This is a genomic window from Acinetobacter sp. GW821-FHT01E09 (assembly GCF_059422385.1).
On the sequence record NZ_JBWKWU010000001.1, the window covers coordinates 1,137,400 to 1,149,563 of the forward strand.

The 12,164-nt window shown below is 38.7% G+C and carries 10 protein-coding genes and 3 tRNA genes; 4 read left to right on the top strand and 9 right to left on the bottom strand.

Annotation, left to right across the window (positions count from 1 at the left end; translation table 11 throughout):
* Positions 1 to 106 precede the first annotated feature (106 nt).
* Positions 107 to 445 (top strand): hypothetical protein, encoded by a 339-nt coding sequence (locus tag AC07U8_RS05245; protein WP_151802325.1) that lies wholly within the window; start codon positions 107 to 109, stop codon positions 443 to 445.
* 229 nt (positions 446 to 674) lie between these two features.
* Here AC07U8_RS05245 and AC07U8_RS05250 read toward each other — a convergent pair whose 3' ends face one another.
* Both AC07U8_RS05250 and AC07U8_RS05255 read right to left on the bottom strand, forming a co-directional pair.
* Entirely contained in the window at positions 675 to 1,049 is a 375-nt protein-coding gene (locus tag AC07U8_RS05250; protein WP_151802324.1) for a diacylglycerol kinase, read from the bottom strand.
* Between the two features lie 140 nt (positions 1,050 to 1,189).
* Positions 1,190 to 2,338, bottom strand: coding sequence for a glycerophosphodiester phosphodiesterase (locus AC07U8_RS05255; protein WP_151802323.1), 1,149 nt, complete (start codon positions 2,336 to 2,338; stop codon positions 1,190 to 1,192).
* 273 nt (positions 2,339 to 2,611) lie between these two features.
* Here AC07U8_RS05255 and AC07U8_RS05260 point away from each other — a divergent pair, with 273 nt between their 5' ends.
* Positions 2,612 to 5,710, top strand: coding sequence for a multidrug efflux RND transporter permease subunit (locus tag AC07U8_RS05260; RefSeq protein WP_494737445.1), 3,099 nt, complete (start codon positions 2,612 to 2,614; stop codon positions 5,708 to 5,710).
* A gap of 167 nt (positions 5,711 to 5,877) precedes the next feature.
* Positions 5,878 to 7,215, top strand: coding sequence for a magnesium transporter (gene mgtE, locus AC07U8_RS05265; protein ID WP_151802321.1), 1,338 nt, complete (start codon positions 5,878 to 5,880; stop codon positions 7,213 to 7,215).
* 45 nt (positions 7,216 to 7,260) lie between these two features.
* On the opposite strand, the gene AC07U8_RS05270 is transcribed toward mgtE, so the two are convergent.
* From AC07U8_RS05270 to AC07U8_RS05300, 7 genes are all read right to left on the bottom strand, one after another.
* Entirely contained in the window at positions 7,261 to 7,710 is a 450-nt protein-coding gene (locus tag AC07U8_RS05270) for a DUF2726 domain-containing protein (RefSeq protein WP_270386290.1), read from the bottom strand.
* 62 nt (positions 7,711 to 7,772) lie between these two features.
* Positions 7,773 to 7,848: transfer RNA gene (locus tag AC07U8_RS05275), tRNA-Asn, on the bottom strand.
* A gap of 242 nt (positions 7,849 to 8,090) precedes the next feature.
* Positions 8,091 to 8,166: transfer RNA gene (locus AC07U8_RS05280), tRNA-Asn, on the bottom strand.
* Between the two features lie 5 nt (positions 8,167 to 8,171).
* Positions 8,172 to 8,247 (bottom strand) — tRNA-Asn (locus AC07U8_RS05285).
* 74 nt (positions 8,248 to 8,321) lie between these two features.
* Positions 8,322 to 8,804, bottom strand: coding sequence for a hypothetical protein (locus AC07U8_RS05290; protein ID WP_494737446.1), 483 nt, complete (start codon positions 8,802 to 8,804; stop codon positions 8,322 to 8,324).
* Positions 8,805 to 9,044: 240 nt separating this feature from the next.
* Positions 9,045 to 9,671, bottom strand: a complete 627-nt coding sequence (gene sodB / locus AC07U8_RS05295) for a superoxide dismutase SodB (protein ID WP_004722425.1) — start codon at positions 9,669 to 9,671, stop codon at positions 9,045 to 9,047.
* A gap of 220 nt (positions 9,672 to 9,891) precedes the next feature.
* Positions 9,892 to 10,650: a Nif3-like dinuclear metal center hexameric protein gene (locus AC07U8_RS05300; RefSeq protein ID WP_419263318.1), complete on the bottom strand. Its 759-nt coding sequence runs from the start codon at positions 10,648 to 10,650 to the stop codon at positions 9,892 to 9,894.
* A 171-nt stretch (positions 10,651 to 10,821) separates the two neighbouring features.
* Here AC07U8_RS05300 and AC07U8_RS05305 point away from each other — a divergent pair, with 171 nt between their 5' ends.
* Complete coding sequence (locus AC07U8_RS05305) at positions 10,822 to 11,997, top strand: S1C family serine protease (protein WP_004722420.1); 1,176 nt, start codon at positions 10,822 to 10,824, stop codon at positions 11,995 to 11,997.
* Positions 11,998 to 12,164: the final 167 nt, after the last annotated feature.

Below are 12,164 nucleotides of genomic sequence, written 5' to 3' on the forward strand. Positions count from 1 at the left end.
ATTTTTTATGTAAGTTGTTTCATCCTTGTCTTTTTGTGTGTTTTTTATTATGATTTTGTACTGTTCGGTAAATATAAATACAACACGAAAACTGAGGGGAACTAAAATGAAAAGATTAATCTTCATTATTGCAATCAGCCAGATGCTAACGGGATGTTTAAGTATCATGGGACAAAGACCCGAAACAAGAAATGATTTGATGCAGTCTTGGGTGGGGAGTACAGAAGAAGAACTAATCAGTAAATGGGGCCCACCGTATAGAAGCTATGCACTCCCAAATGATGCAAAAATTATTTCATATAACGATGGCTGGAATGCTTGTACAAGGAAATTTATGTTTGAACAAGGCAAGGTCACCAAATGGGGATATAGTAATTGTTCTATGCATCTCAATCGACCTGGCAAAATTGACAAGAATATCCCAATTCCAAAACCATCACTTTAATCCATTGTTTACAGAGATAATTTTAAGCTAAAAGTGCGCTGTTCGAGTTAAAAGTTCGTGGTGCTTAGACTGGATTAGTGCAGCAAAGCAAAATTAGGCTGTTATCAATTTTTATCAATTGACATTTTACCTGTGGGCGAATGTCAATATTCTCTCTAATTTTTTAAAAGAATACTTACCTAACAAGATTATTTGATCTAGAAAAAATAACTTATCTAAAAAGAATAACCTATCTAAAAAGAATAATGGCCCAGGTAAAGAAAATAATGGCTTGAGCTACGAACTGTGCAGCACTTCCCATATCTTTGGCATTTTTTGACAGTGGATGGCGTTCTAAAGAAACACGGTCAACCACAGCTTCTAATGCTGAATTAAACAATTCTACAATGATTGCCAATAAGCACACCGCAATCATCACTGCCTGTTCAACAGAAGAGACATCGACAAAAAACGTAATCGGAATTAAAACAATATTAATCCAAACAATTTGACGGAAAGCCGCTTCATTTTGATATGCAGCTTTAAATCCTGCTAAAGAATAGCCTGTTGCATTGAGAATGCGTTTGAAACCCGTCGTACCCTTAAATGGAGAATAATCACTCATAAATCAAAGCAGCTAAAGTTTTTAAGAAGTGTATTATTCTAAACTTAAATCGGAATTAATTTTAAACAAAAAACACCAAGTTTAGAAACAATTAAGCAAATGTTTGAATCATTTGCTTAATTGTTTGAAAAAATCAGCTGTTACTTGGTATTTGGATTGGCTTTCCAGTACGCATCTAAAGCTTTGCGACCTAAACCGGGATCATCGGTAAATACACCATCCACGCCAGCTTTAAAATACATCTCATATTCTTTGTTCGCTCCAGCTTCACAACGCTTGGCTGCATCTGCTTCAGCTGTACTACATTTTAAATTGCTGGCAAGGAAATTATTTTCAGGACGGAAAGTATACGGATGGACTTTTAAGTTCACTGCATGCGCATCTGTAACGAAAGAAGAGGGTGCAGTATAGCTATCATTAAAAATATAGGGTTTCCATGGACCAACACCATCAGCATATTTGGCGACGTCTTTTAAACCTTGTGCTGTGGCCATATCGCCATAAGTGGTTTTAATTCCTTGCGCGACATAATCTGCTGGGCTGATTTTCTTATCATCATAAAGCTGAATGATTTTGGCATGCTTTAAACTTTTATGCGCTGTCAATTGCTCCTTAAAATACTTTAAATTATTAACTTCGAAAGACTGTAGATAAATCGGCGCAATTTCACGGCTATATTGGTACTTTGCCAAAGTCTTCAGCAATGGATCTTCCATGGCTAAATTTAATTTTTGAAAATATGTTGGGTGCTTGGTTTCGATGTAGAGCCCAACCACTTTACCGGTTTTTTTATAATTCTTTTCCGCCAGTTCAATAATTTGCTCAAGGGTAGGGATATTCAACTGATCATTGTATTGGGTATTGTTTGGGCGTAACGCTGGAATACGCTCGCGGGCTTTAAGTTGATTTAACTCACTTAAAGTAAAGTCTTCTGTAAACCATCCCGTTAATGATGTCCCATCGATGATTTTTGTTTTCTTGCGATCTGCAAATTGGCTGAATGTGCTGACATTGGTTGTGCCACCAATTTCATTTTCATGACGTGCAACCAATACGCCATCTTTGGTCGATACCAAATCTGGCTCAATAAAATCAGCACCATCATCAATGGCTTTTTGATAACTTTCAAGGGTATGTTCAGGGCGTAAAGCACTCGCCCCTCGGTGACCAACAATAATGATTTTAGGTTCTTTGTATTCTGGTGTGACGTTTTCTGATTTTTTATCATCATCATTACAAGCGGTTAATAGCGCCATAATACTGATCATTAACCCAGTATTTTTAATCATATTTTTCTCAAATTCTTATATGGAAACTGTGCATAGCTTATGTCATTAAATTGACACTGTGATGACATCAAGATGAAAAATTAATGAAATGCTTTTGGTAGATTTATGCCTAGAAGAAAAAAATTCTTCATAGTTTCTTCATATTTAAACTTATCATTCGCTTTTCTGTTATTTTTCCTTGAGTTTTTAGTTTAAGTCACAGAATATCCATATAAAGTCGATTTAATTGCTCCAACAACTTTACCTCAATCCTTTGACGCAGAACCTACTCTGATGCTCTCAAAATTTTTTATTCAACGTCCTATTTTTGCCTGTGTACTTGCAATTATTGTCATGGCTTTAGGCGTATTTTCAGTCTTGAATTTACCGATAGAGCGATATCCAGATATTGCTCCGCCAAGGATTACTGTTTCTACAACCTATACAGGTGCAGATGCTGAAACTGTTGAAGAGAGTGTTACTCAGGTTTTAGAGCAGCAAATTAAAGGGATCGACAACCTGCTGTATTTTAGTTCGAGTAGTGACTCATCGGGTCGTGCCAGAATTAGTATCAGTTTTGAAAACGGAACGGATCCAGATACCGCACAAGTCCAAGTACAAAATAGTATTAATGGTGTACTCAACCGCTTACCAGATGATGTACAGCGTCAAGGTGTAACGGTGAATAAATCGCTTGGCGATACCTTTATGGTGGTGGGTTTGTATGATGAAACAGGTAAAAGTAACAATATCGAATTAGGTGACTATTTATCTGACCATATAGAACAAGAAATATCACGGATTGAAGGGATTGGTGAAGTTGATGTCTTCGGTTCTCAATACGCCATGCGAATTTGGCTGAATCCGAATTTACTGCGACAGTATCAATTGATGCCCAGTGATATTCGCACAGCAATAGAAGCACAGAATACACAGGTTGCTGCTGGTGGTGTGGGGGATTTACCGGTAACTGCTGACCAATATTTAAATGCAAAAGTCACCGCTGGTTCACGTTTAAGAACAGTCGACGAATTTAAAAATATTATTGTTAAATCCAATACCGATGGTAGCTATATCTATTTAAAAGATGTGGCGCGTATTGAGTTGGGTGCGGAAAATTATCAGTCGTTTAATACCATTAATGGTTATCCTTCATCGGGCATGGGGATTTCTTTATCTTCAGGTGCAAACGCTTTAGCAACCTCTGCATTAATTAAAGCCGAATTGGCAAAGATTTCTGAAAAACTGCCACAAGGCTATAAGATTGTTTATCCACGAGATAACACGCCGTTTGTGCAAGAATCGATTAAAGAGGTGGTCAAAACCTTATTAGAAGCCATCGTATTGGTGGTTCTGGTCATGTTTATTTTCCTACAAAGCTGGCGTGCCACGCTGGTTCCAACCATTACTGTACCGATTGTGATTTTAGGTACCTTTGCAGTACTCAATGTGCTTGGTATGAGTATTAATACATTGACTTTATTTGCCTTGGTGTTGGCAATTGGTCTGTTGGTTGATGACGCTATTGTGGTGGTGGAAAATGTTGAACGTTTGATGCATGAGCAGGGCTTAACTGCAAAACAGGCATCTATCGAGTCTATGCAGGAAATGACGGGAGCTTTGATCGGGATTACTGTGGTCTTGACCGCAGTATTTATTCCGATGGCGTTCTTTACCGGTTCGACAGGCGTGATTTATCGTCAATTTTCCATCACCTTAGTGGCGGCAATGGCTTTGTCATTGTTAGTTGCATTGATCCTAACCCCAGCACTCTGCGCCATTATTTTAAAACCCAATCCTAAACCTATGCGTTGGGCCACTTGGTTTAATCGCAAACTTGAAAATCTAAGACAAGGTTATATTCGCCTGATTCAAAAGACTTTAAATTTGAAATGGGTGATTTTGACGATTTTTGTGGCTTTGATTGCTGTATTTTCACTGATCTATCGGGCTTTACCCACCAGTTTTATTCCAAGTGAAGATCAGGGCATGTTGAGTGTACAGTTCCGTTTAGCTGATGGTGCACCGATGTCGAGTAGTCAGGTGGTTGGGGAAAATATCCGAAAATATTTCCTTGAGCATGAGAAACAGAATGTTGATATTGTCTTGATTCGTTATGGGCGTAATTTTTCAGGTACAGGACAAAATTTAGGAACAGGCTTTGTGGCTTTAAAGCATTGGGATGATCGCTCAGGTACACAAAATTCTGCGCAAGCGATTCGTGAACGTGCGACAAAGTATTTTAGTCAAGATCGCAATGCTCGGATTACAGTCAGTTTGCCTGCTTCTGTAAATGGTTTGGGGGATAGTGATAGTTTAGAATTTTGGATTCAGGATATTAACGGTCAAGGACGGAAATATTTAGACCAACAATTCACTACATTGCAGGCACAAGCCAAACAGTTCCAATCCTTTGAAAATTTGGATAAAAAATCCAATCCCGATAAATCTAAGTTAAAAGTTGATGTCAATCAAAAATTGGCATTGGCAAATGGACTGAGTCAAACCGCGATTAACAACACCTTATCAGCAGCATGGGGTGGTTCTTATATAAATGACTTTATTGATCGTGGACGAATTAAACGCGTGATGATGCAGGGCGATGCAGAGTTTCGTTCAAAGCCTGAAGATCTACAGGTATGGACAGTGCGTAATGCACAGAACCAGATGGTGCCATTTAGCAATTTCGCAACGACGCGCTGGGAAGGTGGGCCAGATGTGGTCAATCGTTTCCAAGGTTATACCGCCTTGCAAATGGAAGCCAATGCTGCAGCGCATACAAGTTCAGGTCAAGCCATGAAAGATATTCAGACCTTGATTAGTCAACAAGATGGAATAGATGTTGCGTGGAGTGGCTTGTCATTTGAAGAACAAAAATCAAGTAGCCAAGCATGGTTACTGTATTTGATTTCGATCGGCTTTATTTTTCTTTGTCTCGCAGCCTTATATGAAAGCTGGTCGATTCCAACTGCTGTGATAGCGGCAATTCCTTTGGGGATTGGGGGCAATATTATTTTCAGTAAATTGGCGGGTTTTCCAAACGATATTTATTTTCAAATTGCATTGCTGACCACGATTGGTTTGTCGTGTAAAAATGCAATTCTGATTGTTGAGTTTGCCGCTCTGTCTCAGGAAAAAGGTAAAACAGCGATTGCTGCTGCATTAGAAGGCGCAGGGTTGCGGTTACGGCCAATTCTGATGACATCCTTGGCCTTTGGTGCAGGGATTATTCCCTTGGTTGTTGCATTTGGTGCAGGTGCTGCCAGCCGTCAAGAAATAGGGGTAAGCGTATTGGGTGGGGTGATCTTCGGAACAGTTTTAGTTTTGCTGTTTATCCCATTTATGTATGTGCTGGTTCGTTCAATTTTTAAATCAAAAGCACCCTATGAGTAAGGGTGTTGATTGATGAGCTTCGCTTGTTCAATGCTCTTTGATGAGGATTGAGCAAGCTTAAAATCATATAGAATCTTTAAAATATGTTTCACAACAAAAAACATCTTTATTTTCGTGGGATTGCAGTCCAACATGTGGCAAAAGTTTGATGGAATTTGGATCATCCTATGCAATTTTCTTTGGCACTCGTTTCAGAAATAGAAAAAGCCATTCAAAACCATCAATTTGATCTCATTGAAAAACAATTTGAACAAATCAATGACGCCGATATCGCGAAAATTTTGGCAGATTTATCTTTAAATGAACAGCTGGCATTGGTGGAGTATTTACCCAATGCTGCCTATATTCTCGAGTTTTTATCACTCGAACAACAACTTAAAATTTCTGAACATTTACCAAAACAGCTACTGGTCAATATCATTTCTGAGATGCACTCGGATGATCGTACAGATTTATTTAAGTACTTGCCTTATGCATTACAGCAAGCTGTTTATGCCGATTTAAGCCCTGAAATACAACAGCAGATCCAACATTTAGCCAGATACCCAGAAGAGTCTGCTGGTGCAATCATGAGTTCAGATTATGTGACATTGTCACCTGATTTGAACATGACACAAGCCATCAAGCAGATCAGAGCAATTGCCACAGATCGTGAAACGGTCTATTTGATTTATGTGGTCAATGCACAAGGTAAGTTACTCGGGGTTGTGTCCTTACGTGAAATTATTCTTGCTGAGCCTGAGCAAACCATTGCTGAAGTCATGAGTACGGATTTGATTGTCGGGGACGTGAATGAAGACCAAGAAAGCATTGCAGAAAAGCTGCATTATTATGACTTTATTGCGCTGCCAATTGTTGATGAGCAACAACGTCTTCTAGGTATTGTTACTTATGATGATGCCATGGATGTCGTCACTGAAGAAGCCACAGAAGACTTTTTAAAATCCAGTGCAGTCTCATCGTCTCCTAAAATGAGCATTAAGACAGCGCCGATTCATTACCTGTATAAAAAACGGGTATTTTGGTTGGTGATTTTAGTTTTTGGTAGCTTATTGTCTGGATTCGGGATTGCCCATTTTGAGGATATTATTGCAAAGAATATTGTGCTGGTATTCTTTTTGCCGCTTTTGGTCGGGAGTGGCGGGAATGCTGGCTCACAATCGGCCACCTTAATGGTACGGGCATTGGCAACGGGTGATGTGCATTTAAAAGATTGGATGTATCTGATTGGGCGTGAAAGCTTGGTTGGTTTATGTTTGGGTGGAACAATGGCAATTGCAGTGTCCATTCTTGGTTACTTTAGAGGCGATGCAATGGTCGCTTTGGTGTTAGCTTTAAGTATGATGGGTATTGTATTGATGGGCTGCTTAATTGGGATGAGCCTGCCATTTATATTGAATCGTTTAAAGCTGGATCCAGCAAGTGCTTCGGCACCTTTGGTCACCTCGATTTGTGATGCAACAGGTGTCATCGTTTACTTATGTATTGCATCGATTATTTTATAAGACATGGCTGAATGGTTAGCTTTAGAAATGCTTGGCTGATCATGTTCAATCCGCAATGTCTTTTCTTAAATCTCGACAACTGGGAATATCGGTATAGCGATATACCTGATAACCTGCTTGTTCTAACATCTCGTCACGTTGTGCATCGATATGTTCTTTGCCAAGATGACTGGGATCATCGAGTTCAATAATAGCAATCACTTCAAGCTGTTTGTCGAGTAGCACAAAGTCAGTCACTTTACGATTGAATTTGGAACGCAATTTAAATTGATTGCAATCAATTAACGCGCTAAACGCGACTTGCGCAAGTACATGATGTTGAGGAAAGGCTTCATTTAAACGGAAAAACATTTTCTGTTCAAAAGGGGTGATCACACGTTTTGCATAATAATGTTTATTTCGAAATAAATACTGACCAAAGCAGGCTAGCAATAAAGCAATGGTTGCGATACTGCCAATCAATAAAAATAAAATTTGATGTAAATCGAGAGACATAGGGGATCGGTATCGTATAGACAAGAAAAAACCCACTCAATCATGAGTGGGTTTTTAAAATCTGGCTCTCCAACCTGGGCTCGAACCAGGGACCTGCGGATTAACAGTCCGTCGCTCTACCGACTGAGCTATTGGAGAATCTGGAACGCATTTTAGGGATGAAATGGGAATGGGTCAAGGAAAAATTGTTAAATTCATCATAAAAAAGCATTATTTGCTAAATATTTGATCATTCTGAATAAAAGTAAATCTGAATAAAAGCAAAGTTGTTTTAAGCGTTCTAAAATTTAGGTGTAAGCCGAAAAGCGCTTAAATCTTTTCTTTATAGAAAATAAAGATATAAAAAAGCCCACTTCATTATGAGTGGGCTTTTTAGAATCTGGCTCTTCCACCTGGGCTCGAACCAGGGACCTGCGGATTAACAGTCCGTCGCTCTACCGACTGAGCTATGGAAGAATAGATGGCTCTCCAACCTGGGCTCGAACCAGGGACCTGCGGATTAACAGTCCGTCGCTCTACCGACTGAGCTATTGGAGAATCTGATGCGCATTTTATGGATGAAAGCCAAAGTGGTCAAGTGAAATGATAAGAAAAAAGGCTTAAATGTTTTTTTATTGTCCGAATTTAAAGAGTTTGTATATATATTGATTATTTTTAAAGTTTTCCAGTTCTTTATTCGAGATTAAATGATCATAAGTGATTAAATTTTGTTGCAGCTGAAGAAGGGTTTGTATTCGTTGTGATGTTTTCATTCGGACTAAAGCGCTAAAAATAATCGCGATTTCTAAGATTTGAATATTTTTAAAAAGCAAGTTTGATGAAATCACTATATTTTTAACCCTATAGGCTTTTTTCCACAAAAAATGTTGTTGCATAATGTGATCAATAAAAATTAAGTCAAGTTCGTAACACATACCAAAAGAAAAGCCTCGATGTTCTTGCTGTATTTTACGCATGCTGAAAGCAGAAATTTGTGCATAATTAATGGTGATTTTTATTGCATACATTTGAATTTGGCAAAACTCGGAATGAAAACATATCTGTGGTCGTCCATGTTTGATCAGCAAAGACAATGAAATAAGTTCAAACAACACAATAAACAGCCAAAATAGGACCACAAAAATAAAAGTGAAGCTGATATCGTCCGTGTCGGTAATATAGAGATAACAGGGGATCTGAATAGCGCTAAGCATTGCATAACTATAAAAGATTTTTATTGGATCTGCTTTTACCGTGTAATTAGGATTGATCATATTTGAATTGAAAAAATTGAATCGCATAAAAAGGCCATTCTAATCAGAATGGCCTTTTTACAAAAATAAAATGCTGAGATCTTATTTTTCAACACCAGCTTCTTGGCCCGCATATTTCGCGTTTGCATAGTCCCAGTTTACAAGGCTTTCTAAGAAAGTCGAAATGTATTTAGGACGAGCATTACGGAAGTCGATGTAATAAGCATGTTCCCAAACATCAATTGTAAGTACCGCTACTTTGCCATGTGCAAGTGGAGTATCTGCATTTGAAGTTTTAAGAATAGAAAGCTCGCCATTCACTTTATCAGCAACTAACCAAGCCCAACCTGAACCGAATTGAGTTGTTGCAGCAGCTGCGAACTCTTCAGCAAATTTTTCGTAAGAACCGAAAGCTTCATCAATTTTAGCAGCTAAAGCGCCAGTAGCTTTACCGCCACCGTTTTTAGCCATACAGTTCCAGTAGAATGTGTGGTTCCAAACTTGTGCAGCGTTGTTGAATACACCTGCTTTAGAAGCATCGCCAGCAACAGCAACAATGATCTCTTCTAAAGTTTTACCTTCAAGATCAGTACCCTTGATTAAGTTGTTTAAGTTTACAACATAAGTATTGTGGTGCTTGTCATGATGGAATTCTAAAGTTTCTTTGCTGATGTGCGGCGCAAGATCTTCATAGCCGTATGGTAAAGCAGGTAAAGTAATGGTTGTCATGTTTTAAATTCCTTGCATTTAGCTGGGTTTTAACATTAAGTGGCTTTATTGTAATGGATTCTTTCAACAATTGTGCAAGATGTTAAATAACAATACACAATTTATTTCGATTTAATACGTATATAGAAAATCTAAAAAGTGCATCGCATTTTTATGGAAAAGTGTCTAATCGGCAGAGCAATATTTGCCAAAAAATACGCTACATTTTTTAGGATAACGCTTAAATCGGGTTGTTGAGTTCGAAATAACTAGCGTCAATATTGAACTGTTCCGCGATCGCTTGAGCAAGTTGTTGAACACCATAACGCTCTGTTGCATGGTGACCACATGCATAGTAATGCACATTTAACTCTTTGGCTTCATAAAAAGTACGCTCGCTGACTTCACCTGAAATATAGGCATCACAATTCATTGCTGCCGCTTTGCCAATAAAATCCTGTGCTCCACCTGTACAGAAGCCGACTTTTTGAATCAATGATTTTTCTGCATTGAGATGAATGGTATCAAAGCCTAATTTTTCAGTAAGAATATGTTTAAAATCCTCTGGTGAGATCGGGTTTTTTAAATAACCAATATTACCAATCGGGTTACGTTCGCTTGGGTCTAAAGCTTCAATATTTTCCAGCCCCAGGATTTTGGCAATCATTGCATTATTCCCCAATATTGGATGCGAATCTAAGGGGAGGTGGTATCCAACAAGTGAAATATCATTTTGGATTAATGCTTTGATTCGTTTGCCACGCATACCTGTGATTGGATAGGGTTCACCTTTCCAGAAATAGCCATGATGAACCAAGAGCAGGTCTGCTTGTTGTGCAATCGCTGCATCAATTGCATCCTGTGACGCCGTGACTGCACACAGAATTTTTTTTACTTCAGATCGTCCTTCGATTTGTAATCCATTGGGTGCGTAATCTTTAAATTCATGTGATTTTAAGGTTTGATCACACCACTGGATGATATCTTTGAGTAAAGCCATGAATAACCTTTATTTAAATGAAGTGTGTTAAGAACATCAAAACATATTTTAAATTGTAACTAAAGCTGAACAAAACTCTTTGTGTTTTTTATGTTTCTTGATTGATTTGCTTTACAATATACAAATTGCTTTTGCATCAACGAATTAAAAAATTCTTAGAGGAATAAAAACGTGCGGCGTTCATTTACTTGGCTCCCTTGGGTTTTACTGATACTGGTTATTATTTGTTTTGTGGTTTGGCAAAAACTTCAACAGCCCAAAGCACCGATTGCTGCTGATGGTGTGAAGATGCCTGCTGAGAAAGTTGAGCCTTTGGTCAATACATCTCGAACGGGTGGTGTGGTGTCCTATAGTGCTGCCGTTAAGGTTGCCGCACCAGCAGTGGTGAATATTTTTACCACTCAAAAAGTAAAACAAAATCATCCATTGCTCAATGATCCTGCGTTTAGAGAGTTCTTTGGAAATCAGATCCCTGAACAAAATCAAAACCAGAATGAAAACAGTTTAGGTTCTGGAGTGATTGTGCGTCCAGATGGTTATATTTTGACAAATAACCATGTGATTGCTCAAGCAGATCAAATCGTTGTTGCCTTGCAAGATGGTCGCCGTGCAGAAGCCACTGTAATCGGAACGGATCCTGATACAGATTTGGCTGTGATCAAAATTGAATTGAAAGAATTACCTGTCTTGCCATTTAAATTGAGTGGCAATGAAGTTGGTGATGTTGTGTTGGCCATAGGAAATCCATTTGGTGTCGGGCAAACGGTAACGCAGGGGATTATCTCTGCGACAGGTCGTTCTGATCTCGGTATTAATACTTACGAAGACTTTATTCAAACAGATGCAGCCATTAATCCGGGTAATTCGGGTGGTGCATTGATAGATGTGGCTGGGAATTTGATTGGTGTTAATACTGCAATCTTCTCACAGTCAGGTGGTTCGTTGGGGATTGGCTTTGCCATTCCTGCCAAAATCTGTCAGCAAATTTTAAATTCAATTTTAAAAGATGGTCGTGTGATTCGTGGATGGATGGGCATTAGTTTAGTTCCGCCAACGCAAGCGGATGTATTACAGCCCCGTCAACCAGGTGTTGTGGTTGCTGATGTATTGAAAAAAGGTCCTGCGGCGGAAGCGGGGATTAAAGTGGGCGATCGTATTGTTAAAGTGAATAATGAAGATATTACTTCAACCTCACATTTAATTAATTATGTTGCACTCCAAGCACCGAATACCGATATTCAAGTTGAAGTCATTCGTGGCGAACAAACCGTCAATCTCACGGTTAAAGTGGGTGAGCGTAAAGTTCAAAGTGCTGACTCACAATTTATCCCTTTACCACGACGTTAAGTATCGCGAAAATTTTAGCCCTGATGAATCAGGGCTTTTTTATTTGAGATTGCGTATTTGAATGACTTTATCAATGTTGGAGAATAGAGCGTTCGTAGTTGTTGATTCATATCGGCATGCAATAACGACTGCATGTATGATTAAATAAATTAAAAAAGCAAAAACAG